Below are 22,739 nucleotides of genomic sequence, written 5' to 3' on the forward strand. Positions count from 1 at the left end.
CGCACGGGCCTCACGATCCGTGAGCCCTCGCGCGCGCCGCCGTGAGCGCGGGGGGTGTTTCTGAAACCTGCCCGCTCAGACGGAGGCGCGGCGGATCACCCGGGGCACCGGGCGATCCGCCTCGATCTCCATCGTCTCAAGGCGCGCGGCCCGACCGGCCAGCCGCTCGGACGCCGTGGCGATCCCGTCCAGGTCGCGCCGCGCCTGATCCATGTGCGCCACCAGCTTCGCCGTCCATTCGACCACCAGCGCCACATCCTGCTGCAACAGCCCCAGATGACGCCGCAGGTCGCGCGCCGCATCGCGCATCCGGTGATCGCGCAGCACCGCCCGCAACGTGTTCACCACCGCCATGCAGGTCGTCGGCGAGACGGTGAAGACGCCCAGATCGAACCCTTCGCGCACGACGACGCCGTGATGGGCATGCAGTTCGGCAAAGATCGCCTCGGAGGGCAGGAACATCAGCGCCGCCTCCGCCGTCTCGCCGGGGATCAGGTAACGCTCGTGGATGGCGCGCAGGTGGGTGCGGATCGCGGACCGGAAGGCGCGGGCATTCGCCTCTGACGGATCGGCGGCCAGCGCCTCAAAGCTTTCGAGCGGGAATTTCGCGTCCACGACCATTGGCGCGTCCGGCAGGTGGATCAGGCAATCCGGGCGCCGTCCGTTGCGCAGGGTCGCCTGCCAGCTTACCGCGTCCGGTGGAAGGGCCCGGCCGACGATGTCGCGCAGCTGGATCTCTCCGAAGGCGCCGCGCGCCTGCTTGTTCGACAGGATGTCCTGCAATCCCAGCACATCCGCGGAGAGTGTCTCGATCCGGGTCTGGGCCGCGTCGATCCGGGCCAGACGTTCGTGCAACGCGCCGAGCGTCCTGTGGGTGCGCGCCGCCAGCGGGTCCCGCCGGGGGCGGAGCAGCAGGATCAGCAGGACGCAGATCGTCGCCGAAAGCGCCGCAATCAGCCAGATGATGGGGCCTTCGACCGACATTCCGCATCATCTGGGAGGGGATTGCGGCGGAAATTGGGCATCGGGCCGGTTTTGTTCCGCCTCGACTCCCGCTGCCGCGTACGATCTAGCGTCCGAACAGCCGTTCGATATCCGCCAGTGCCAGCTTCACGTAGGTCGGTCGTCCGTGGTTGCACTGGCCCGAGCGGGGCGTCGCCTCCATCTCACGCAGAAGGGCGTTCATCTCGGCCGCCGACATGCGCCGGCCCGTGCGGACGGAGCCGTGACAGGCCATCCGGCTCAGCACCGCGTCGACGCGACCCCTGAGGGTCAGCGCCTCGCCCGACCCATCCTCCACTTCGTCCAGCAGGTCCCGTACCAGCGCCTTGGCGTCGCATGGCCCCAACGGTGCGGGCGTCGCACGGACGGCGACGGTGCCCGGCCCGAATGCCTCCAGTTCCAGCCCCAGCGGCGCGAGGTCCAGCGCCAGCAGCGCCTCGGCCCGGTCGCCGACTTCGACCACTTCCGGGATCAGGAGCGCCTGGGCAGGGATGCCGCGTCCATGGGCCTGCGCCTTCATCCGCTCGTAGACCAGCCTCTCGTGGGCGGCGTGGGCGTCGACCAGCACCATCCCGTCGGCGGTCTGGGCCACGATCCAGTTCTCGTGCAGCTGCGCGCGGGCCGCGCCCAGCGGATGCCCCACCGGGTCGGCCTCGGCGTCCGGCTCTTCAAAGCGGCCCGACGCCTCGGACAGCCCCTCCATCGGTGCCTGCGCCTGGTAGGCCGCCGCGCGCGCCGGGGCGGACGCGCGGTCCATCTGGTAGCGTGGGGCGGCGGGCCGCTCGGGCACCATGGCCCCCAGCGCCGCGCCCGAGACGACGCGCGCGCTGCGATGTCCGCCCTGCGCCAGCGCATGGCGCAGGGCGCTGACGATCAGCCCGCGCACCACCCCCGCCTCGCGGAACCGCACTTCGGTCTTGGCCGGGTGCACGTTCACATCCACCAGCCGCACGTCGCACCTCAGGAACAGGGCGGCCACCGGGTGCCGACCCCCCGCCAGCACGTCCGCGTAGCCCGCGCGCAGGGCGCCCTGCAGCATTCGGTCGCGCACCGGTCGGCCGTTCACGAACAGGTACTGATGCGCCGCGTTCCCCCGCGAATATGTCGGCAGCGCCGCATGGCCGCCCAGGCGGAAGCCGTCCCGCTCTGCATCCAGCGGCAGCGCGTCGGCCCGGAAGTCACGCCCGATGACCAGCGCCAGCCGATCCAGCGGGTCGCCGTGGGGGTCGGCCCGGAACAGCACGCGATCCCCATCGCTCAGCGTGAAGGCCACCTCCGGCGCGGCCATGGCGAGGCGGCGGATCGTGTCGGTGACGGCCATCGTCTCGGCCCGCTCGGTCTTGAGGAACTTCAGCCGCGCGGGCGTGGCGAAGAACAGGTCGCGCAACTCGACCACGGTGCCGCGCGTCAGCGCGGCGGGGCGCACCTCCTCCACCCTTCCAGCGACGGCGCGGATCTGCGCGGCCTCCGGCGACCCCGCGGCGCGCGAGGTGATCTTCAGGCGTCCCACCGCGGCGAGCGAGGGCAATGCCTCGCCGCGAAAGCCGAAGGAATGGATTGCCAGCAGATCGTCACCGTCCAGCTTGGAGGTCGCGTGGCGTGACAGGGCCAACGGCAAATCGGCGGCGGCGATCCCATGGCCGTCATCGGTCACCCGGATAAGGGCGCGCCCGCCCTCGGCGATTTCGACGGCGATGCGGCTGGCCCCGGCGTCCAGCGCGTTCTCAACCAGTTCCTTGACTGCCGAGGCGGGGCGCTCGACCACTTCGCCCGCGGCGATGCGGTTGATCGCGCCTTCATCCAGCTGGCGGATCGGTCGGGGGGTCATCTTGTGGTCGGCGGCGCCCATGACGCTGCATCTAGCATGAACGCCGCCGATTCTAGAACCGGCCGCAACGATGCGGCCGGTTTTTCCTGTGGATGGTTACGCGCGCGGCCCGGTAAGTCGGGTCAGTCGGTCAGCGGCCCGGTCACCAGACCCTCCGGCTGGCCGACCACGACGAAATGCAGCGCCTCCGGGTCCAGCAGCCGCTGCGCCACCCGCGACAGATCCTCGGCCGTGACCGCTTCGATCTTGTCGTTGCGCGTGGCGACGTAGTCGATGGGCATGCCGTCCATCTGCATCCCGACGAGGATCGAGGCGATATTCGAGTTCCCGTCGAAGCGCAGCGGGTAGGCCCCCGTCAGGTAGGTCTTCGCCGCCTCCAGCGCATCCGGGTCGATGTCGCCGGCGCCCTTGCGGGCCCAGACGTCGCGGACGATCTGCACCGCTTCGGCGGTCCTGTCGTTCGAGGACGAGAACTGGCCCATATACTGCTCCGCATGGTCGCGCTGCACGAGGAACGTGCCGATCCCGTAGGTGAGGCCACGCTCGACCCGGACTTCGTTCATGAGGATCGAATTGAAGCCGCGTCCGCCGATGATGTGGTTCAGCACGAAAGCGGCGAAGAAATCGTCGTCCTCACGCTCGATCCCCTCATGGCCGAACAGGACCAGCGATTGCGGCGAGGGGAAATCCACGACCGTCACACCGCCGGCCAGAGAATAGTCCGCCTCCTCGACGACCGGGCCGCCGGTGGCCGGAAGATCGCCCAGAAGCTCGTCCAGAAGCGGGCCGAGTTCGGCAGCGGTGATGTCGCCGGTCACGCCCACACGAACGCGGTCCAGCGTCAGAGCGGCGGCATGGGCCTCGCGCAGATCGTCCGGCGTCAGGCTGCTGACGGTCTCGCGCGTTCCTTCCAGCACCGTGCCGTAGGGATGGTCGGGGAAGGCCAGCGCCGCCATCGTCTGCGAGGCGATCTCGCCGGGGTCAGTGCTGTCCTGCGCGATGACGGCGAGCACCTGATCGCGCACCCGGTCCACCGCCGCCTGATCGAAGCGCGGCGAGATCAGCGCCTCGCGCAGCAGCGCCACCGCCTCGTCGCGGTTCTCGGTCAGCATCGCGGCGCTGACCGAGACGCTGTCGTTGTAGGCCTCGAAGCTGAACCGCGCGGCAAGCGTTTCCACCTCGCGCGCGAAGGCCAGCGCATCGCGTTCGCCCGCGCCTTCTTCGAGCGTGGCCATCATCAGATTGGTCGCGCCGCGCTTGCCGGGGGCGTCGAGACTCGCACCTCCCTTGAAACGCAGTTCGATCGCCACGAAGGGGATCGACGGCTCCTCGACCAGCCAGGCGGTGATCCCGCCCGGAGAGACGACTTCCTGAACATCCACATCGGTTTCGGCCCAGGCGGCGGACGTCAACGCCGCGAACAAGGCGACCGGTGCCAGGAAACGGGACAGCATCGTCATCAGCTTTCCTCCTCGACCGCCGCGTCGGGCGCATTCATTGCATCCACGTCATCGCCGGATGCGCTGGCGGGGCTGGGCGTCTCTTCGGCAGGGCGCGTCAGATAGCCGGTGACAGAGCGGTTCGGGTCGAACAGCAATTCGGCCGCCTCCAGCACGTCTTCCTCGGTGACGGCCTCCAGCACGCGGGGCCATTGCTGCACATCCTCGACCGTCAGGCCCGATGTGATCGCCACGCCGTAGCTGCGTGCACGGCCCTGAAGGCTGTCGCGCGCGTAGATCTCCGAGGCGCGCACCTGCGCCTTGATCCGCTCGAGGTCCGCGTCGTCGATCCCCTCTTCCAAGAGGCGCGCGATCATGCGGTCCAGGTCGGCCTCGGCCTGCTCCAGCGTGCGGTCGGGCGTCGGGATCACGACCAGCCCGAACGTCGTGTCGTCATAGGAGGTGCCATTGTAGAAGGCCGACGTGTAGACCGCCGTCTTTTCTTCCTGCTCCAGGACCCGACCCATGAGCGAGGTCTGGGACGAGCCGCCCAGCAGTTCCGCCAGGATCGTCAGAGCGGCCGCGTCTTCCTGGTCGCCGGGGTCGCGCTCGGGCGCGAGATAGGTGCGGATAACGTAAGGGTTGCTGACGCGCGTATCCTCCAGCGTCAGCCGGCGTGGGGCGATCTGAGGCGGCTCGACCGGCCGCTCGCGCTCGCCCAGACCCTCGGTCGGCTCGATCGGGCCGTAATGCTCACGCGCCAGACGCTCCACCTCGGCGGGGTCCACGTCGCCCGCGACGATTAGCGTCGCGTTGTTCGGCGCGTAGAATTCCCGGTAGAAGTCCAGCGCGTCCTCCAGCGTCAGTTCCATGACCTCGTGCTGCCAGCCGATGATCGGAACGCCGTAGGGATGGTTCAGGTACTGGGCCGCCATGCGCTGTTCCGTGAACAGCGCGCCCGGATTGCTGTCGGTCCGCTGCGCGCGCTCTTCCAGCACGACGTCCCGCTCTGTCAGCATGTCCTCGTCGTCCAGGACGAGATCGCGCATCCGGTCGGCTTCCATCTCCATCATCAGGCCCAGTCGGTCGGCGGCGACCCGCTGGAAGTAGCCGGTGTAATCCAGGCTGGTGAAGGCATTGTCGCTGCCGCCCTGCGCCTCAACCGTGCGGCTGAACTCACCGGGTTCCAGGTCGTCGGTGCCCTTGAACATCAGGTGTTCCAGGAAGTGGGCGATGCCGGACTTGCCCGGCGGCTCGTCCGCGGCGCCGACATCGTACCAGACCATGTGGACGACGACGGGAGCGCGGTGATCCTCGATCACGATGGCGTCCATGCCGTTCTCGAGCGTGAATGTCGTGACCGTATCGTCGCCGGTTTCCTGCGCGAAGGCAGGGGCGGCGGCCAGCAGGGCGGCGGGGATGAAACGAAGCAATCGGACCTCCGGGGGCGTCTGTCTGTTGCAACAGGAGATGTGCGCGCGGGCCGCGAAGTCCAACCCGGCGAAGAAACCCGCCGGACCGAAGTCACGGAAATGTCAGAACGGACCTGCCCTCAACGGGCCGGGTCGGGCGGGGCCGCCGGCGTACGCACGCCGGCGCGGCGCAAGCGTTCGAGTTCGGCGTACTGGTCCAGCGAAAGCGGCTCGTAGGCGTCGAAATAGACGTTCACGTTGAACAGCCGCTCCAGCAGGCGGCCGTCGTTGCGGCGGCGGTAGTCCAGATCCTCGGCGGCGAGTTGTCCGCGGATGTTCTCCGCGATGCCGTAGCGCGTCACGGTCCCGATCAGGGCCGCATCCGCGCCCACGCCACGGGCCGCGTTCCCGCCCAACGCGGCCACGGCGTCGGCATTCGGCGTTGGGTCCGTGCGGCTGTTTCCGCCCGGCATGGGCGGGGGCAATTCGCGGTAGCTGGGCGGTTGCTGCAGCGGCTTCGTCGGCAGGATCGAGAACTCGTCCGGCGTCCGGTCCGTCTTGCGCAGGTTGAAGAGCTGCGGATCGCCCCCGCCGCAGGCGGCCAGCGTCAGGATCAGTCCGGTGGCGATCAGGCGCATTCGTCTTCCCTCGTTCCTGGGGCTGTCTTAGCGGCTTCGCGCGGCGTCGTCACCCGCCTTCGGATCGTCCGCCCAGATCACCAGACCCGCCGCGCCCGCGAAGATGAACACGTCCGCGAGGTTGAACGAGAACGGGTTCTGGATGCCGCAGCACGACATGTTCAGGAAATCCGCCACCGCGCCGTAGATCAGCCGGTCCAGCACGTTGGCCAGCGCGCCGCCCACGACCAGCCCCGCCGAGATCAGCGCGATCGGCCGGGTGAAGCCCCGCGCCCACCAGAGCAATGCTGCGCAGATCCCCACCGCCAGCGCGACCAGCACCCATTTCGATGCCAGCGGGATGCCGAAGTTGATCCCCTCGTTCCAACCCATCCGGAAGACGAGGTAGGGCGGCAGGACCGGCATGATCAGAACCTCCTTGAGGTTCAGCATATGCACCACGAGTACCTTCGACGCCTGATCGATCCCGAAGGCCGCGAGGGCCGCGATCCACAGCTTGCCCATCGCTCAGTGCCTGAAATGGCGCTGGCCGGTCAGCACCATGGCGAGCCCGGCCTCGTCGGCGGCGGCGATCACCTCGTCGTCGCGCATGGACCCGCCGGGCTGGATCACCGCGGTCGCCCCCGCCTCGGCCGCCGCCATCAACCCGTCGGCGAAGGGGAAGAAGGCGTCCGACGCGACGACGGACCCCGCCGCGGCGCTATCAGGCAGGCCGAGCGCCTCGGCCATGTCGGCCGCCTTGCGCGCGGCGATGCGCGAGCTGTCCAGACGGCTCATCTGGCCCGCGCCGATGCCCACGGTCGCGCCGTCCTTTGCGTAGACGATGGCGTTCGACTTCACGTGCTTGGCCACGCGCCAGGCGAACATCATGTCGCGCATCTCGGCGTCCGAGGGCGTTCGTTTGGTGGCCACCTTCAGGTCCGACGCCGACAGCGTCCCGGTATCGTGGTCCTGCACCAGCCAGCCACCCGCGACCTGCTTCATCGCCCGGCGCGGGGCGGCGGGGTCGGGCAGGCGGCCCGTCGTCAGCAGGCGCAGGTTCTTCTTGGCGGCGAAGACGGCGCGGGCCTCCTCCGTCGCGTCGGGGGCGATGACCACCTCGGTGAAGATCTCGGCGATGGCGCGCGCCGTCTCGGCGTCCAGCGTCCCGTTCAGCGCGACGATGCCCCCGAAGGCCGAGGTCCGGTCGCAATCGAAGGCGCGGCCATAGGCTTCGGCCAGCGTGGCGCCCGAAGCGACGCCGCAGGGATTGGCATGCTTTATGATCGCAACCGTGGGGCCGTCGAACTCGGCCACCAGCTCGACCGCCGCGTCGGTGTCGTTGATATTGTTGTAGCTCAGCGCCTTGCCCTGATGCTGCACAGCCGTCGCCACGCCGGGCCGGTCGCTGCCATCGGCATAGAAGGCGGCCGCCTGATGCGGGTTCTCGCCGTAGCGCAACTCCTGACGCAGCAGGGCGGCCGCCGCCACCCGGCGCGGCGTCTCCTCGAAGCGGGCCATCCAGGTCGAGACCGCCGTGTCATAGGCGGCCGTCCGGCCATAGGCGCGGGCCGATTGCCGCTTGCGAAAGGGCAAGGTGGTCGCGCCGTCATTTGCCTCGAGCTCGGCCAGCAGCGCGTCGTAATCCTCGGGGTCGGTGATCACGCAGGTGAAGCCCACGTTCTTTGCGCCCGCGCGGATCATGGCCGGGCCGCCGATGTCGATATTCTCGATGCACGTCACCTCGTCCGCGCCGGATGCCACGGTGGCCTCGAACGGGTAGAGGTTCACGACCAGCAGGTCGATGGGCTCGATCCCGTGGGCCTCCATGTCGTCAGCATGGGCATCGCGCAGCGCCAGCAGCCCGCCATGCACCTTGGGATGCAGCGTCTTGACCCGTCCGTCCATCATCTCGGGAAAACCGGTCAGGTCGTTCACGTCGCGCACCTCCAGGCCCGCCTCGCGCAACGCCTTGGCCGAGCCGCCGGTGGACAGCAATTCGACCCCTCGTTCGGCCAGGGCCCGCCCCAGATCCACCAGCCCCGCCTTGTCGGAGACGGAAAGCAGGGCGCGCTTGCAGGGAATGGCGGTCATCGGGGCCTCACAGGTCAGAAGCGACCCGGGCGTTCGGCAGGCGAAGGCGGCAGGTCGCGCGCCTCCTGTGTCCGGGTCAGGGTCCAGTCGATGGTGGCCGAATAGGACAGGACGCGGTCGGTGAAAACCACCTGTTGCGCCGGTCGGGGAGAGAGGCGCGCGGGATCGAGATGGACCGAGCTATCCAGCCGCATCGAGACCGGCCGCCCGGTGCGCAGCACCCAGGTCTCGCCGGTGGGCAACTCGATCGCGGCGGCGGTCCCGCCCATGCCCAGCTCGACGCTGGTATCGGGATGGAAGTGAAACCGCACGTGAAAGGTCAGCCCGTCGGGCTTGCCGTCGTCCAGCACGCGCGCGAAGCGGTCCTTGTCCGCGGCACCGATGGCGCGAAGCGCGTCCTCGCCTTGCACGCGCCGCCCGTCCGTCGACAGGACCAGCCGGCGCAGATGGTGCAGCCCGTGGCTCCTGGCATAGCCGTCATGGCGCAGGATCACGGTTGTGGCCCCGGCCTTGGACGCGCGCTGGACCTGCACGCCGGTAGGGCCTTGGATCAGCGGTGCGTAGCGGGCGCCCGGCCCCCCTTCGACCGGCCCGATCCGCGAGGACGAGGCGCCCTCGATCTCGACCGTCGAGTGGAAGGCCGTCGCCCGCCCGGCCCGGTGCCAGTCCGGCCCGAACGCGCCTCCGGGTCCGCAGCTCACGATGACGGGCCCCGCGCCCGAGCTCAGCTCGAACGCGCCGGTCGATGCATGGGCCGACGCCGACGCCTCCCCGCGCGGCGGCACCGCCGCATCGACGATCAGCGAGGTGCGGCCATGGGCGACCGACAGGAAACCCATCGCCATGCCGTCTTCGGCCCGGTCGCGGATCCCGCTTTCGGCCAAGACCCGGTCGAGCTGCCCGTCGCGTCCGCCCGATCCGCCGTGGAACCGCGCCAGGCGGCCATCGGCGTGGCGCAGCGAGCGCAGGGCCGGGATCGCGCGCGCCTGCGCCCAGACCAGCGCGCGGGGCACCTCGTGTCCGCCGTCGCGCAATGCGCCCACGGCCCAGCCCAGCAGCGTCATCATCTCCAGCAGCGCCTCGGGATTGCGCGACGCGATGCCTCCATCCTCTGCGATGTCGAGGCGCAATCCTTCCGCCAGGACCGACGTCGCGTCTTCGCGCAGCCCGTCCATGCCCTCCAGAACTAGCCCGGCATAGAGCAACCCCACCGCCGCCTCCATCCGCGCCAGCCCCGCCGGCGCGTCACGTGCATGGCGACGCAGATATCCCGCATGGCGGTACGCCGCCTCGAACCACGCCGCTTGGTCGCGGTCGTCCATGTCGCCGAGCAGCGCGGGCGCATGGGCCAGCCAGCGCAGCAGCCGCCGCCCCGCCAAGGCGGGCGCCCAGCCCGGTCCCCGCCCGCGCCCGTACCGGCGTAGCCACCCCGCGATCCAGCCTTGCGCCGCATGCCGGGCCCGCGCGTCGCCCACCGCCATCACGTCGTCCAGCCAGCCGAAGCCGTGCAGCGCCCGCGCAAAGGCCAGCGACGGCGCCTTCAACGCCCAGGGATCGCTCCCCTCGACCACCTGACCCGTCAGATGCCAGGTTCCGCCCAGGATCCGCCGGCCCACATGCGCCGACCCCACGCCGCGCGGATGCGGTTGCCAGACGAGGCTGCGCGCCCCCCGACCCGGAGCGGCGCGGGCCACCCGCCAGCGGGTGGTCAGATCGGTCACGAAGCTGCCCATTCGATCCTCACGCCCTCTGCCCGGGGCTTTCGCACACCCTAGAAAGCGCGGACGGCGCTGTCACGCGCGCCGCAGCACCGAGATGTAGAAGCCGTCCATTCCGCCGAGTTCCGGCCACAGGTCGGGCAATAGCCGCAGCCCATTCGGCGAGGCGGCCTCCTCCGGCAGACCCAACGTTCCCGGCTCCGGTGTCACCGCCTCCAGCCCCTCGTGCCGCTTGAGCGCCGCGCGGACCTGATGCTCCCCCTCCACCGGCAGCAGCGAGCAGGTGCAGAACACCATCCGCCCTCCCGGTGCCGCAAAACCGATGGCGCGGTCCAGCAGGCGGTATTGCAGCTTCGTCAACGCCTCCACGTCGCGCACGCCCTTGCGCCAGGGCAGGTCCGGGTGCCGCCGGATCGTCCCCGTGGCCGAGCAGGGCGCGTCCAGCAGCACCGCGTCGAACGGCGCCTCCGGCTCCCAATCCAGGGCGTCGGCCACGACGATCTCGGCGGACAGACCGGTGCGCTCCAGGTTCCGCCGCAAGCGCCTCAGGCGCCCTTCCGACACGTCCAGCGCCGTCACCTGCGCGCCAGCGGCGGCCAGTTGCAGCATCTTACCGCCCGGCGCGGCGCACAGGTCCAGTACCCGCAGGCCGGAGACGTCGCCCAGCGCGCGCGCCGGGATCGCGGCCGCGGCGTCCTGCACCCACCAGGCGCCGTCGTCATAACCCTCCAGCGCCGTGACCTGCCCGCTTGGCAGGCGCAGCGACCCGGTCGGCAGCACCTGCGCCCCCAGCCGCGCGGCCCAGCCATCGGCATCCGTCTTCACCGTCAGGTCCAGCGGCGCGCCCACGAGGTGCGCCGCTTCGATCCCGTCCAGCCGGTCACCCCAGGCTTTGTGCACCGGCGCCCTCAGCCAGCGCGGCAGGCGCGGCGGCGGGGCCGCGTCCCAATCATCCGCCGTCACGCCCCGCAGAACCGCGTTGACGAGGCCCGCCTGCTTGGCCGTCTTGGGCGACATCTTCGCCAGAGCCACCGCATCGTTCACCACACCATGCGCCGCCCCGTCGCCCGCATGGATCTCGGCCAGGGCCAACCGCAGCACGTCGCGGGTTCGGGGCGCGGGTGGCCGCTCCAGCCGGTCGGCGATGATGGCATCCGACCGGCCCAGATGGCGCAGCGCCAGCCCGGCCAGCCGCAGCGCCCGCGCGCCCAGCGCCCCGCGCCCTCCGGTATCGCCCAGCATCTCGCCGTCGCGCGTGACCTGTCCCAGCAGGCGCAAGGCGGCGCGGCGGGCCTCCAGACCCTCTGACATGCTCTTGTTCGACATCCCGGGGCGCGTATATCCTAGGCAGGCTCAGGGCAAGGAGGCCGCGATGCAGCGCATGACCGTCGATCCCGCCGACCTTCCGCAGGCGTCCGAGGACGCGCCCGCCTGTCCCACCGCGCCCCGTCACGTGGCAGAGACGCCCGCCCCCCTCACGCCCGAGCAGGAGGCCGCGCGCCGCGCTGCCCTGCCGCCCGCCGCGCGCCGCGCGCTGGAAGAGGCGGAGGCGCGACGCAATGAACTCCCTGACCTGCCGGTCGAACTCGGCGGCCGCGACGGACCAGAGCCGGTGCGCTACGGAGACTGGGAAAAGAAGGGGCTGGCGATCGACTTCTGAGGCCGCCGCGCCTCACTCGATCCGCAGATCCGCCACGTCGCCCCGGCCGCGCTGTGCGGTGAAGCGTACGACGTCGCCCTGGACCTGCACCAGTTGGCAATCCTCGGGAAAGTCGCGCAGCGCCGTATCCAGCGTCCGGCAGAAGAACCCGTCCGCCCAGCGCCAGCCGCCGCGCACCCGCAGCCCGAACCCGCGTCCCGCGATCGTGCCGTTTCGACCGACGGCCAGCACGACACCGCGCGCCCCGATCAGGCGCTTGCCCTCGACGACGGACAGGAAGGCATCGCGCGACGTCACCCGCTCGAAGGCGGCGGCCGGCAACGGCATGGCAAACAGGAGAGCAACGAGAAGGAAGCGCATGAAGACTATACGCGGACCGGGCGGCTTCGGATGAGTCCGCTTGATCCGCAACCGGAGAGTCCCGGCTGACCGCGTGGCGACGGCGGACGGCGGGGCGCACGAGACCGAAAGCGAAACCATCCCGAACCGTGCGGAGCGTTTCCGAACCCTCCTCATCCTGCTTCAAATATCCCGGGGAGCACGAGGGGCAGCGCCCCTCGCCGGACCGGGGCGGGCTCGATGCCCGGCGCGGTCCGATCCGTCTATCACAATCCCAGCACGTCCAGCATATCGTATTCGCCGGGCCCCTTGTCCTGCCCCCAGATCGCCGCCCGAAGCGCGCCGCGGGCAAAGACCGACCGGTCCGAGGCCTTGTGCCCAAGCGTGATCCGCTCTCCGTCCGCGGCGAAGATCACCTCGTGATCGCCCACGACGTCGCCGCCCCGGATGGCGTGAAAGCCGATCGTGCCCGCCTTGCGCGGACCGGTGATGCCATCCCGCCCGCGAGTGGCCACCTCGTCCAGCGAGACGCCGCGACCCTCGGCGGCCGCGTCGCCCAGCATCAGCGCCGTGCCGGATGGCGCATCGACCTTGTGGCGATGATGGGCCTCGACGATTTCGATGTCGTAATCCTCGCCCAAGGCACCCGCGGCCTGCCGGACAAGCTGCGTCAGCAGGTTCACCCCCAAGCTCATGTTGCCCGCTCGCACGACGGGGGCATGACGCGCGGCACGGCCCAGGGCGGCGAGGTCGTCCGGCGCCAGCCCGGTGGTCCCGACCACATGGACGGCGCGGGCCTGCGCGCACAGCTCGGCCATGGCGACGGTCGCGGCGGGGGTTGTGAAGTCGATCACCGCATGGGCGTCCTTGACCACGGTGATCGGGTCGTCGGTCACCTTCACGCCATTGGCCGCACCGCCCATCGCCTCGCCCAGATCGCGCCCGGCCCAGGGGTGGTCGGGTGCTTCGGTCACGCCGATCAGGCTGGCCTCGGCGCTCGCGTCGATCACCTCGCACAGCATCCGGCCCATCCGGCCCGATCCGCCCATCACCACGATGCGAACGCTCATCTCCGAAACTCCCTCGCCATCTCGACAGGGTGCATAGCCGGGCCTGTTCCGCAGCGCATCCGCAATCGACCGGGAAAGCGACACTGTCCCGGATGAACCACCGCCCGGACCCATGGATCGGCACGCCGCGTCTACCGCAAAGTCATCGCGCCGCCCGCATGGACGTGCGCGCCTTCTCTGCTTTTCAAGTATCCCCGCCGGAGGCCCGGATCGGACGGGGCTCGATGCCCCGTCCGATCCGCTCCCGGGCGTGCCGCCAAGGGCGGCGCGCAACCGGTCCGCCTGCGAGCGGGCAAAGACGAAGGTACCGAGCCGGTGCCATTTGTGCAGACGGGGGGTGCACAGGGGGTGCACGGGGGGTGCACAACAGTTTCCGCGGTTGCGGCGCCCTGTCAGACAGCCTATCTGCCGCCCCTCACCCCATCCCGGAGGACGACATGGCCAAGCGTTTCGACACCGGTCCCGGCCCCAGCCAACGCCAGCTCCGCGTGGGCGAATTGGTTCGCCGGACGCTTTCAGACGTTCTCATGCAGGGAGAGGTTCACGATCCCGAATTGAACGCCATGTCCATAACCGTCGGAGAAGTCACGGTTTCTCCGGACCTGCGCGTCGCGACCGCCTGGATCATGCCGCTGGGCGGCAAGGGCCGGGACGAGGCCATCGCCGCGCTCGCCCGCAACCGGGGAGAGCTGCGTCGCGCTCTCGGCCGCAAGCTGACGACCAAGAGCACGCCCGACCTTCGTTTCCGGATCGACGAGACCTTCGACCGCATGGACGATACCCGCCGCCTCTTCGCCCAGGACAAGGTCCGTCAGGATCTCGATGCGGATGAGGAGGGCGGAGAGCAGGAGTCATGATCCGCCTCGTCATCTTCTTGATCCTGTTGCCCTTTGTTACCGCGGCAGAGCCGTGCGAGACTGCCGAACACAAGGGCTCGACCTACGTGATCTGTACCGCCGACCTCTCCCGCCATCGCATCGATCTCCATCTGACGGGTCCCGACGGCAGCCCTCTGTATACGTTTGCCGCGATGGAGGCGGCAGGTGGTGCCGCGCTGTTCGCGATGAATGCCGGGATGTACCACCGGGACCGAGCGCCGGTCGGGCTCTATATCGAAGACGGACACCAGTCCGCGCCGCTCGTGACGCGCGCCGGTCCGGGGAATTTCGGCATGCTCCCCAACGGGTTGCTCTGCATTGAGGGCGCCCGCGCCCGGGTGATCGAAAGCCGCGCCTACGCTGCCGATCCGCCGGACTGCACGCATGCCACGCAGTCGGGCCCGATGCTGGTGATCGACGGGGACCTCCATCCCCGCTTCATACCGGACAGCCCCTATACCGCCGTCCGGAACGGTGTGGGCGCCACGCCCGATGGCGAGCGCGTGCACTTCGTCATCTCAGAGGGTCCCGTCCCGTTCCATGACCTCGCCACGCTGTTCCGTGACCGCCTCGGCGTGCGGGATGCGCTCTATCTGGACGGCCGCGTTTCCAAGCTGCATGCGCCGGTCATGGGGCGTTCGGATCGGGGCCTGCCGATGGGGCCCATCGTTGCGGTGAGGCCGCGCTGATGGGACGGAGGCGAAAGGGCAGGGACGTCCATGGCTGGCTGGTCGTGGACAAGCCCGCAGGGATCACATCGTCGGCCGTCGTCAACAAGGTCCGCTGGGCCTTCGATGCGAAGAAGGCGGGCCATGCCGGCACGCTCGACCCAGACGCGACCGGTGTTCTGGCCGTTGCACTGGGTGAGGCGACGAAGACGGTTCCCTACGTGACCGATGCGGACAAACACTACCGTTTCCGCATTGCCTGGGGCGCCGAGACGAGCACGGATGATGCCGCCGGCGAGGTGGTGCGGACGTCCGAGCAGCGCCCCGACGATCAGGCCCTGGCCGACGCCCTACCGGCATTCCGGGGCACTATCGAGCAGATCCCGCCGCAGGTGTCCGCCGTGAAGGTGGATGGCGCGCGCGCCTACGATCTCGCTCGGGACGGAGAGGTGGTCGAGTTGCAGTCGCGCCCCCTGCATGTCGCATCGCTGGAAGTGGTCGCGTCCGACGAGGATGGGGCAGAGCTTGCGATGACATGCGGCAAGGGCGGCTACGTTCGCGCGATCGCGCGTGATCTTGGCCGCGCGCTGGGCTGCCTGGGGCATGTCGCATGGCTGCGCCGCGAATGGTCCGGCCCGTTCCGGGTCGAGGAGGGCGTCTCGCTCGAAACGCTTGAGGCCGAGGCCCGGAGCCCGGCGCTGGATGCAAGGCTCCTGCCAATGGAGCTGGGCCTCGCTTCCCTGCCCGAACTGCCGTGCGCGATGGGGGACGCCTCGCGGATCGCGAATGGCAATCCGGGGGATGTGATCCGGGGTGTGGATTACGGCGCGGAAGCCTGGGCCTCGGATCACGGCCGTCCGGTCGCTATCGGCATTTATCGCGCCGGTCAGTTGCACCCCACGCGGGTGTTCCGGTTCTGAAATACCGTTCGCCTGTCAAAGGGCGGTTTTGTTTCATTCGATCACGGAATTCGCGGCTGGCCGTCCCGGGCGGGGCACAGTCGCGTGAGGGGGGCTGCCTCGATCGCGGGGCGGCCGGGTAGGGTCTGGCCAAGCAACGGGCGACCTCTCGCCCTCAGATCTCAAGGACCCGCATCCATGACACGCACCTTCTGGACCCTTCTCGTTTCCGGCGCCCTCGCGACGATCGCCTTCGACCTCTTCGGACAAGGCCTTTCGCCGCTGGCCGGATACGCCACGCTTGCGCCCGTCGGCCTGGCGCAACAGACGATCAACACCGTCACCGGCATCAATTCCAAATCCTTGGCCGAAATCCTCCATATCCTGACGGGTCTGATGGCCTATCCGCTGGGCTATCTGCTGGTCGCGCGCCAGGTCGCCGCACGCGTCACACCCTGGATGCATTGGAGCCTCGTGTCGGCTGCCTACGGCGTCGGCCTTTGGATTTTCGCGCTCTACGTCATGGCGCATCTGGTTGCGGGCAACCCGGCCTTCCTTGGCTTCACCGGGATCACCTGGGTCGCGCTCTGGGGGCATGTGCTCTATGGCATGGTCGCCGCCGCGGTGATCGAGCAAATGCTGCCCCGTCAGGATGCTGTGCCTGCACTTGCCTGAAGGCGGATGATCGCTGCTCTTCCGGCGCGTCCTTTTCGCCGGAGGAGCCCTTCTCTCCTGCCGCACTGGCTTCGTCCTCGTCTGTCATGCAAGAAGCGCGGCGATGATCCGCAAAGAGCATATCAAAGGCGATGCGCCGTCCACGGCGACCTATTCCGACTGCCTTGCCTATCGTTACGATCTCACGCGCATCTGGGAGCCTGACGGCAGGCGGGCGAACTTCGTGATGCTCAACCCTTCCACCGCGACGGAACTCTCGAATGACCCGACAGTCGAGCGGTGCGAGCGGCGCGCGCGGGCCCTGGGGTTCGGCGCGTTCCGGGTCACGAATATCTTCGCGTATCGAGCGACGGATCCGCGCGACATGCGGGCGCAGCCCGATCCCGTGGGCCGACCTCAGAACGATGCCGCGATCCTGGAAGCCGCCGACTGGGCCGATGAGATCATCTGCGCCTGGGGGACCCACGGGGAGCACCTGCATCGCGGCCCGGAGGTCGAGGCCCTGCTGCGCCGAAGGGGGCATCGGCTCCTGTCGCTGGGGCTGTCCAAGGCCGGGCATCCGAAGCATCCGCTCTACATCGGATATGCCGTTCAGCCAGAACCCTGGGAGGTTGCATGACACCCCGTTTCGTAGCCGCCCCCGACGGAACCCGCCTCGCCGTTCGGGTGGCTGGCAGCGGACCGCCCTTGGTCCTCCTGCACGGGTTCCCGCAGAATCATCGATGCTGGTTGCCCCTGCTGCCTGCCCTGTCGGAGCGATTTACATGCATCCTCCCCGATCTCAGGGGGTACGGCGATAGCGACGCGCCTGCCGACGACCCGCAGCACGAGACCTATTCGAAACGGCGCATGGCGCTGGATCTCGTGGCGATCCTCGACGACCTGGGCCATGCGAGGGCGCATGTCGCGGGTCATGACCGCGGTGCGCGTGTGGCGTATCGCTTCGCCTTGGATCACCCCGACCGTCTGGACCGCCTCGCGATCCTGGAGGTCGTGCCAACGCTCGACTTCTGGGAAGCGTGGGACGCGGATCTCGGGTTTGCCGCCTACCATTGGACATTCCTCGCTCAACCCGCGCCGATGCCGGAGCGTCTCTTATCCGCGGACCCGTCCGGCTGGATCGATCACACACTGGCAAGTTGGACCCGCGCGAAGTCGCTTGATTGCTTCGAAGCGGAGGCACTGGACAGCTATCGTGCGCAAGCCTGCGACCCGGCGCGTCTGACGGCGATGTGCGCGGATTACCGCGCCGGCTTTCATGCGGACCGACGGATCGACGCGGAGAGCCGGGCAGCCGGTCAGCAGATCCGCGCTCCGATGCGCTTCATCTGGGCCGAAACGGGGTTTCCCGCGCGGACCGGTGATCCCGCCGGGATCTGGCGCGACTGGTGTGCCAGGCCTTTGGAAGACGTTGCGGTGCCGTCAGGGCATTTTGCGCCGGAAGAAGTTCCCGATGCGGTATCGTCGGCGCTTCTCGGTCATTTCGAGCATCAAGGGCCCGCCTAGTGTCGCTGGCGCATCGAGCCGGTGCCCGCTCGCGCGCGAGACCTGCGGGCTATCCCGCTGCCCGGTCGGATTCGTCAGCGGTTCGCCCCCTGCCGATTCCGGGTGGTCAGGCGGCCGCGAAGCGGATTAGGGCGGGGTCCAGTGATGTGAGGCCGTCAAGCCGCGCTACCGCTTGACCGTCGATCAGCACTGTCAGCCCGCCATCCTCTGCGCGGGTCGCGATTTCGCCGGGCCGGCCATCCTCGATCAAGATCTCCAGCATGTCGTGCTGAATGTCGAAATCCGCCACGCGCGGCAGATCCGCCAGCGCCTCCGTTCCGAAGGCGCCGATCCCGGGGCCGGAGAAAAGGTAGAGATCCGCGCCATCGCCACCGAAAGCGACGTCGCCCTGTCCGAGCGCAAGGATGTCGTCGCCGTCCTCGCCCATCAGCGTATCGCCTCCGTCGGGGTATACCCCTTCGTCAGCGTAGGTTCCGTCAAGAAGGTCGTTGCCGCCGCCGCCCTTGAGCATGTCCGCGCCGAGTTGCCCGAAGAGCCTGTCATCCCCGTCGCCGCCATAGAGCGTGTCGTCGCCGTCACCCCCGTCGATCAGGTCGTCACCGTCCGCACCGGCGAGGATATCGTCGCCGGTATCGCCGACGATATGGTCGTCCCCCCGACCGCCGCGGACGACATCGTCCCCGGAACCACCGTCGAGATAATCCGCCCCGTATCCGCCTGACAGCGTATCAGACCCGTCGTTCCCCATGATCAGGTCGGAGCGTTCGCTGCCGGTCAGGAGATCTTCGTCGGAACCGCCTGTGATGCCGTCGTCGAGCAGGCGAAGCGGCACGGACAGGTCGCCACCGCGACTGTCGCTGAGATGCTGACCCGGCACGGCGTCACATGCGTGATGGCCGTCAATTTCCCCGCCCGGCACCCTCCATTCGGTGGCGGTGGTCCCGGCCTCAGCCGCGGCAGGGGCTGCGACGTCGATCCCGGCCGCCTCGTTCTCTTCGAGGTCGAGGAAGTCCGAGATGTCTTCGTCCAGGGCCTGTTCGATATCGGCCTCGCGGGCCGATTGTTCGTCGGCATCGCCGTCGGACCGGACGCCGAAAGGATCCAGCACGGCGAGACCCCCAAGAAGGGTGCCGAACGCGGCAAAGATGGATAGCATCACGGAACTCCGACCGATCGAGAACACCCCAGGGTCTCTTAGCAGCCTAGTAGTGGCGATGCATCGAATGACTGCCGTCAGGGTTAATACGCCGTATACCGAAGGGGGTTTTCAATTGCCGTCCGATGGTCTAGCGGGCGGCTTCGCTCCATGGGCCCGGACTGGACGACATCCCGGACGGCGCCATTCACACCAAACCCAGGAGACCCCGATGTCGATAACTGCAGACGAGAAGCAGAAGCTGATCAAGGAATACGGCACCAAGGATGGCGATACCGGTTCGCCGGAGGTGCAGGTCGCGATCCTGACGAGTCGGATCACCACGCTGACCGAGCACTTCAAGACGCACAAGAAGGACAACCACTCCCGGCGTGGCCTGCTGAAGCTGGTCGCCCAGCGCCGGAAGCTGCTGGACTACACGCGCGCCAAGGACGAAGCGCGTTATCAGGATCTGATCAAGCGTCTCGGCATCCGCCGCTGAACGCCGTCATCCGTTATGCAGGGCCGTCCGTCCGGGCGGCCCTTTGTCTTTGCGACCGTCCGGTTTCCGAAGGGCGTCATCGAAGCGCCGCATTTTCCGTCTAGGCCACCGCCAACGAGATGCGGAGGCCGAGATGTCCTTTCTGAACCGTCTTTTCCGACTGGCACCGTCTGATGAGCTGACTGTGGTGACGGCCCGGCTCAACGCCAAGGTGCAGCCGCTGGATCGCGGCGAAATCTTCGAGGATCCCCTCGCGGATTGGCTGAAGTCGGAGAACCTCGGCGATGTTCTTGGCGGCGGCACGCAGTTGATCGAGGAACCTTTCGGGATCGAGTTCTGTGATGTCGAAATCGGCCTCTCTGATGCGTCCGACGACATCGTCGCCCGGGTCGTCGCGAAGCTGGAAGAGCTGCGCGCCCCCAAGGGGTCGACGCTTCTGTTCGACGACGAGGCGCGGCCCGAGGTGGCCTTCGGCCGGATGGAAGGCCTGTCTCTTGCCCTCAACGGGACCGACCTGCCGGAGGAAGTCTATGCGAACTCGGACGTGAATGAATTGATCCGGATGCTGGACGAGGCCTTGGGCGACGCAGGCGAGCAACTTGGCCATTGGGAAGGGAGCCGCGAGACGATGCTCTACTTCTACGGGCCAAGCTACGCCGAGATGGAGCGGATCATCCGCCCGATCACCGACGCCCGGCCGGATACCCAGCTTTCGCGGATCGAAAAGATCGCCTGACAGAAGGCCGTTTTGGCGATCGCGCGACAGGGCGACTGCGGCTTCGAGAGAATCCTGCGCACCCGGCGCCGCGCCCGACCGAGAGGGCGTTTGTAAGCTGACTGTGGTCGGCGTTCTATCGGGCGTCTTTCCGGGCCGAGAGACCGGCGGCACGATTTCGCAAGAGGGGAATGTGGCGCGGATCGCCGACATCCGCGCATGTGCGGACCACGGTCCCGGCGATCCGCGACATAACCGCGCCATCCCGCTTCCAATTTCCGCGAGAACCGCCTATGTGGCGCGCATCTGAGACGTGGCGCCCGGACCCCGGCGCCGTGCGAAGGAACAGGGGTCGGCGGCAATGGGGCCGCCATATGCACGGGGAACCCGGGTCCGCCGGGATCGTCCCCAGACAGGATGACATATGTTCAACATCGTGAAGAAAGAGATGGAGTGGGGGCACGACACCCTTACCCTGGAGACGGGCAAGATCGCCCGTCAGGCCGATGGATGCGTGATCGCCACCTATGGCGAGACCTCCGTGATGGCCGCCGTCACCTATGCCAAGGCACCGAAGCCGGGTCAGGACTTCTTCCCTCTGACGGTTCACTACAACGAGAAATACTACGCCGCGGGCAAGGTCCCCGGCGGATTCTTCAAGCGTGAGGCCCGGCCCACCGAGAAGGAGACCCTGACGAGCCGGCTGATCGACCGCCCGATCCGGCCCCTGTTCGTGGACGGGTTCAAGAACGAGGTGCTGGTGATCTGCACCGTTCTGTCCCACGACCTCGAAAACGATCCCGACATCGTCGCCATGATCGCCGCGTCCGCCGCGCTGACCATTTCGGGCGCGCCGTTCATGGGCCCGATCGCAGGGGCCCGCGTGGGCTTCGTCGACGGCGAATATGTGCTGAACCCGGCCGTGGACGACATGCAGGGGCTGAAGAACGATCCCGAACAGCGCCTCGACCTCGTGGTCGCGGGGACCAAGGACGCCGTGATGATGGTCGAGTCGGAAGCCTACGAGCTGTCCGAGACCGAGATGCTTGGCGCGGTGAAGTTCGGGCACGAGCAGATGCAGCCCGTGATCGACCTTATCGTGTCGCTGGCCGAAGAGGCGGCGAAGGAGCCGTTCGACTTCCAGGCGCCAGACTATTCCGACCTGTTCGCCGCAGTGAAATCGGCGGGCGAGCAGAAGATGCGCGACGCCTATGCCATCACCGACAAGCAGGAGCGGACCTCCGCCGTTGCCGCTGCGAAAGAGGCGATCAAGGAGAGCCTGAGCGAGGAGCAGCTCGAGGATCCGAACCTCGGCACCGCGCTCAAGAAGCTGGAAAGCCAGGTTCTGCGCGGCGATGTCGTCAAGAACGGCAAGCGTATCGACGGGCGTGCGCTGGACGAAGTGCGCGATATCGTCTGTGAAACGGGCCTGCTGCCCCGGACCCACGGCTCGGCGCTGTTCACGCGGGGCGAGACGCAGGGGCTGGTCGTGACGACGCTCGGCACGGGCGACGATGAGCAGATCATTGACGCGTTGCACGGCAACTTCCGGTCCAACTTCCTGCTGCACTACAACTTCCCGCCCTACTCGGTCGGCGAGGTCGGGCGCTTCGGCCCTCCGGGCCGGCGTGAGATCGGCCACGGCAAGCTAGCCTGGCGCGCGCTTCAGGCCGTGCTGCCGGCGGCGACCGATTTTCCCTACACGATCCGGCTGGTCTCGGAGATCACCGAGTCGAACGGGTCGTCGTCGATGGCCAGTGTCTGCGGCGGCTCGCTGTCGATGATGGATGCGGGCGTTCCGCTGAAGGCACCGGTGGCAGGCGTCGCGATGGGCCTCGTGCTGGAGGATGACGGCTCTTATGCGGTGTTGACCGATATCCTGGGTGACGAAGACCATCTCGGCGACATGGACTTCAAGGTCGCGGGCACCGAGGCGGGCATCACTTCGTTGCAGATGGACATCAAGGTCGCCGGCATCACGCCCGAGATCATGGAGAAGGCGTTGGCCCAGGCCAAGCAGGGCCGCCTCCACATCCTCGGCGAGATGTCCAAGACGCTCTCCGAAGCCGGTGGTTTCAGCGAGCATGCGCCCCGCATCGAGACGATGCAGATCCCGACCGACAAGATCCGCGAAGTGATCGGATCCGGCGGCAAGGTGATCCGTGAAATCGTCGAGACGTCGGGCGCGAAGGTCGACATCAACGACGACGGCATCATCAAGATCGCGTCCGCCAACGGCGAGGCCATCCAGAAGGCCTACGACATGATCCACTCGATCGTGGCAGAGCCGGAAGAGGGCAAGGTCTATAAGGGCAAGGTCGTGAAGATCGTCGATTTCGGCGCCTTCGTGAACTTCTTCGGCAAGCGCGATGGCCTGGTGCATGTCAGCCAGATCGAGAACCGCCGCCTGAACCATCCCAGCGACGTGCTCAAGGAGGGTCAGGAGGTCTATGTCAAGCTGTTGGGCTTTGACGATCGCGGCAAGGTCCGGCTGGCCATGAAGATGGTCGACCAGGAGACCGGCGAAGAGAAGGCGAAGGAAGAAGCGGCGGACTGATCGCTTCCCCTCGATCCGCCCCGGC

General features: G+C 68.3%; 22 protein-coding genes. 10 read left to right on the forward strand and 12 right to left on the reverse strand.

What is annotated here, in order from left to right:
- Positions 1–75 precede the first annotated feature (75 nt).
- The 9 genes from jaqu_RS13465 to jaqu_RS13505 form a co-directional block, all read right to left on the reverse strand.
- A complete protein-coding gene (locus tag jaqu_RS13465; RefSeq protein ID WP_052500970.1) occupies positions 76–984 on the reverse strand; it encodes a DNA recombination protein RmuC in 909 nt (302 codons plus the stop codon).
- Positions 985–1,069: 85 nt separating this feature from the next.
- Positions 1,070–2,851, reverse strand: coding sequence for a DNA mismatch repair endonuclease MutL (mutL, locus tag jaqu_RS13470; RefSeq protein ID WP_043919522.1), 1,782 nt, complete (start codon positions 2,849–2,851; stop codon positions 1,070–1,072).
- A 101-nt stretch (positions 2,852–2,952) separates the two neighbouring features.
- Complete coding sequence (locus jaqu_RS13475) at positions 2,953–4,284, reverse strand: M16 family metallopeptidase (RefSeq protein WP_043919587.1); 1,332 nt, start codon at positions 4,282–4,284, stop codon at positions 2,953–2,955.
- 5 nt (positions 4,285–4,289) lie between these two features.
- Positions 4,290–5,702, reverse strand: a complete 1,413-nt coding sequence (locus tag jaqu_RS13480) for a M16 family metallopeptidase (protein WP_043919523.1) — start codon at positions 5,700–5,702, stop codon at positions 4,290–4,292.
- Positions 5,703–5,821: 119 nt separating this feature from the next.
- Positions 5,822–6,319, reverse strand: a complete 498-nt coding sequence (locus tag jaqu_RS13485) for a DUF3035 domain-containing protein (RefSeq protein ID WP_043919524.1) — start codon at positions 6,317–6,319, stop codon at positions 5,822–5,824.
- A 27-nt stretch (positions 6,320–6,346) separates the two neighbouring features.
- Positions 6,347–6,823 (reverse strand): signal peptidase II, encoded by a 477-nt coding sequence (gene lspA / locus jaqu_RS13490; protein WP_043919525.1) that lies wholly within the window; start codon positions 6,821–6,823, stop codon positions 6,347–6,349.
- Between the two features lie 3 nt (positions 6,824–6,826).
- A complete protein-coding gene (gene purH / locus jaqu_RS13495; protein ID WP_043919526.1) occupies positions 6,827–8,392 on the reverse strand; it encodes a bifunctional phosphoribosylaminoimidazolecarboxamide formyltransferase/IMP cyclohydrolase in 1,566 nt (521 codons plus the stop codon).
- A 14-nt stretch (positions 8,393–8,406) separates the two neighbouring features.
- Complete coding sequence (locus jaqu_RS13500; protein ID WP_043919527.1) at positions 8,407–10,125, reverse strand: heparinase II/III family protein; 1,719 nt, start codon at positions 10,123–10,125, stop codon at positions 8,407–8,409.
- Between the two features lie 60 nt (positions 10,126–10,185).
- Positions 10,186–11,436, reverse strand: a complete 1,251-nt coding sequence (locus jaqu_RS13505) for an RsmB/NOP family class I SAM-dependent RNA methyltransferase (protein ID WP_236687859.1) — start codon at positions 11,434–11,436, stop codon at positions 10,186–10,188.
- 46 nt (positions 11,437–11,482) lie between these two features.
- On the opposite strand from jaqu_RS13505, the gene jaqu_RS13510 reads away from it, so the two are divergent.
- Positions 11,483–11,770, forward strand: a complete 288-nt coding sequence (locus tag jaqu_RS13510; RefSeq protein ID WP_236687860.1) for a DUF1674 domain-containing protein — start codon at positions 11,483–11,485, stop codon at positions 11,768–11,770.
- A gap of 12 nt (positions 11,771–11,782) precedes the next feature.
- Here the strand turns inward: jaqu_RS13510 and jaqu_RS13515 are convergent, their stop codons facing one another.
- Both jaqu_RS13515 and dapB read right to left on the reverse strand, forming a co-directional pair.
- Positions 11,783–12,130, reverse strand: a complete 348-nt coding sequence (locus jaqu_RS13515; protein ID WP_043919528.1) for a hypothetical protein — start codon at positions 12,128–12,130, stop codon at positions 11,783–11,785.
- A 245-nt stretch (positions 12,131–12,375) separates the two neighbouring features.
- Complete coding sequence (gene dapB, locus jaqu_RS13520) at positions 12,376–13,179, reverse strand: 4-hydroxy-tetrahydrodipicolinate reductase (protein ID WP_043919529.1); 804 nt, start codon at positions 13,177–13,179, stop codon at positions 12,376–12,378.
- A gap of 437 nt (positions 13,180–13,616) precedes the next feature.
- Between dapB and rbfA the strand changes: the two genes are divergently transcribed.
- The 6 genes from rbfA (at position 13,617) to jaqu_RS13550 (ending at position 17,805) form a co-directional block, all read left to right on the forward strand.
- Positions 13,617–14,036 (forward strand): 30S ribosome-binding factor RbfA, encoded by a 420-nt coding sequence (gene rbfA / locus jaqu_RS13525; RefSeq protein WP_043919530.1) that lies wholly within the window; start codon positions 13,617–13,619, stop codon positions 14,034–14,036.
- A complete protein-coding gene (locus jaqu_RS13530; protein ID WP_052500971.1) occupies positions 14,033–14,746 on the forward strand; it encodes a phosphodiester glycosidase family protein in 714 nt (237 codons plus the stop codon). Before rbfA ends, jaqu_RS13530 begins: the two co-directional genes overlap by 4 nt.
- Positions 14,746–15,645 carry a tRNA pseudouridine(55) synthase TruB gene (truB, locus tag jaqu_RS13535; RefSeq protein ID WP_043919531.1) on the forward strand — a complete coding sequence of 300 codons (900 nt, stop codon included), beginning with the start codon at positions 14,746–14,748 and terminating at the stop codon, positions 15,643–15,645. The genes jaqu_RS13530 and truB overlap by 1 nt, the downstream gene beginning before the upstream one ends.
- A 177-nt stretch (positions 15,646–15,822) precedes the next feature.
- Positions 15,823–16,299 carry a hypothetical protein gene (locus jaqu_RS13540; protein ID WP_043919532.1) on the forward strand — a complete coding sequence of 159 codons (477 nt, stop codon included), beginning with the start codon at positions 15,823–15,825 and terminating at the stop codon, positions 16,297–16,299.
- 103 nt (positions 16,300–16,402) lie between these two features.
- Entirely contained in the window at positions 16,403–16,918 is a 516-nt protein-coding gene (locus jaqu_RS13545) for a DUF1643 domain-containing protein (RefSeq protein WP_043919533.1), read from the forward strand.
- Positions 16,915–17,805, forward strand: a complete 891-nt coding sequence (locus jaqu_RS13550; protein WP_043919534.1) for an alpha/beta fold hydrolase — start codon at positions 16,915–16,917, stop codon at positions 17,803–17,805. Before jaqu_RS13545 ends, jaqu_RS13550 begins: the two co-directional genes overlap by 4 nt.
- Before the next feature lie 106 nt (positions 17,806–17,911).
- Here jaqu_RS13550 and jaqu_RS13555 read toward each other — a convergent pair whose 3' ends face one another.
- Positions 17,912–18,961: a calcium-binding protein gene (locus jaqu_RS13555; protein WP_052500972.1), complete on the reverse strand. Its 1,050-nt coding sequence runs from the start codon at positions 18,959–18,961 to the stop codon at positions 17,912–17,914.
- Positions 18,962–19,172: 211 nt separating this feature from the next.
- Between jaqu_RS13555 and rpsO the strand changes: the two genes are divergently transcribed.
- From rpsO to pnp, 3 genes are all read left to right on the forward strand, one after another.
- Positions 19,173–19,442, forward strand: coding sequence for a 30S ribosomal protein S15 (gene rpsO, locus jaqu_RS13560; protein WP_043919535.1), 270 nt, complete (start codon positions 19,173–19,175; stop codon positions 19,440–19,442).
- Between the two features lie 133 nt (positions 19,443–19,575).
- Positions 19,576–20,178 (forward strand): hypothetical protein, encoded by a 603-nt coding sequence (locus tag jaqu_RS13565; RefSeq protein WP_043919536.1) that lies wholly within the window; start codon positions 19,576–19,578, stop codon positions 20,176–20,178.
- 403 nt (positions 20,179–20,581) lie between these two features.
- On the forward strand, positions 20,582–22,714 hold the full coding sequence (pnp, locus tag jaqu_RS13570) for a polyribonucleotide nucleotidyltransferase (RefSeq protein ID WP_043919537.1): 2,133 nt from the start codon (positions 20,582–20,584) through the stop codon (positions 22,712–22,714).
- Positions 22,715–22,739: the final 25 nt, after the last annotated feature.

Source organism: Jannaschia aquimarina, from assembly GCF_000877395.1.
GTDB lineage: Bacteria > Pseudomonadota > Alphaproteobacteria > Rhodobacterales > Rhodobacteraceae > Jannaschia > Jannaschia aquimarina.

Bases quoted from the DNA above. Each gene is read 5' to 3' on its own strand.
- rbfA (WP_043919530.1), top strand. From the start codon at position 13,617: ATGGCCAAGCGTTTCGACACCGGTCCCGGCCCCAGCCAACGCCAGCTC.
- jaqu_RS13555 (WP_052500972.1), bottom strand. From the start codon at position 18,961: ATGCTATCCATCTTTGCCGCGTTCGGCACCCTTCTTGGGGGTCTCGCC.
- rpsO (WP_043919535.1), top strand. From the start codon at position 19,173: ATGTCGATAACTGCAGACGAGAAGCAGAAGCTGATCAAGGAATACGGC.
- jaqu_RS13505 (WP_236687859.1), bottom strand. From the start codon at position 11,436: ATGTCGAACAAGAGCATGTCAGAGGGTCTGGAGGCCCGCCGCGCCGCC.
- jaqu_RS13565 (WP_043919536.1), top strand. From the start codon at position 19,576: ATGTCCTTTCTGAACCGTCTTTTCCGACTGGCACCGTCTGATGAGCTG.
- jaqu_RS13540 (WP_043919532.1), top strand. From the start codon at position 15,823: ATGACACGCACCTTCTGGACCCTTCTCGTTTCCGGCGCCCTCGCGACG.
- purH (WP_043919526.1), bottom strand. From the start codon at position 8,392: ATGACCGCCATTCCCTGCAAGCGCGCCCTGCTTTCCGTCTCCGACAAG.
- dapB (WP_043919529.1), bottom strand. From the start codon at position 13,179: ATGAGCGTTCGCATCGTGGTGATGGGCGGATCGGGCCGGATGGGCCGG.
- jaqu_RS13500 (WP_043919527.1), bottom strand. From the start codon at position 10,125: ATGGGCAGCTTCGTGACCGATCTGACCACCCGCTGGCGGGTGGCCCGC.
- truB (WP_043919531.1), top strand. From the start codon at position 14,746: ATGGGACGGAGGCGAAAGGGCAGGGACGTCCATGGCTGGCTGGTCGTG.
- jaqu_RS13475 (WP_043919587.1), bottom strand. From the start codon at position 4,284: ATGCTGTCCCGTTTCCTGGCACCGGTCGCCTTGTTCGCGGCGTTGACG.
- jaqu_RS13550 (WP_043919534.1), top strand. From the start codon at position 16,915: ATGACACCCCGTTTCGTAGCCGCCCCCGACGGAACCCGCCTCGCCGTT.
- mutL (WP_043919522.1), bottom strand. From the start codon at position 2,851: ATGGGCGCCGCCGACCACAAGATGACCCCCCGACCGATCCGCCAGCTG.
- jaqu_RS13465 (WP_052500970.1), bottom strand. From the start codon at position 984: ATGTCGGTCGAAGGCCCCATCATCTGGCTGATTGCGGCGCTTTCGGCG.
- jaqu_RS13515 (WP_043919528.1), bottom strand. From the start codon at position 12,130: ATGCGCTTCCTTCTCGTTGCTCTCCTGTTTGCCATGCCGTTGCCGGCC.
- lspA (WP_043919525.1), bottom strand. From the start codon at position 6,823: ATGGGCAAGCTGTGGATCGCGGCCCTCGCGGCCTTCGGGATCGATCAG.
- pnp (WP_043919537.1), top strand. From the start codon at position 20,582: ATGTTCAACATCGTGAAGAAAGAGATGGAGTGGGGGCACGACACCCTT.
- jaqu_RS13530 (WP_052500971.1), top strand. From the start codon at position 14,033: ATGATCCGCCTCGTCATCTTCTTGATCCTGTTGCCCTTTGTTACCGCG.
- jaqu_RS13510 (WP_236687860.1), top strand. From the start codon at position 11,483: ATGCAGCGCATGACCGTCGATCCCGCCGACCTTCCGCAGGCGTCCGAG.
- jaqu_RS13545 (WP_043919533.1), top strand. From the start codon at position 16,403: ATGATCCGCAAAGAGCATATCAAAGGCGATGCGCCGTCCACGGCGACC.
- jaqu_RS13485 (WP_043919524.1), bottom strand. From the start codon at position 6,319: ATGCGCCTGATCGCCACCGGACTGATCCTGACGCTGGCCGCCTGCGGC.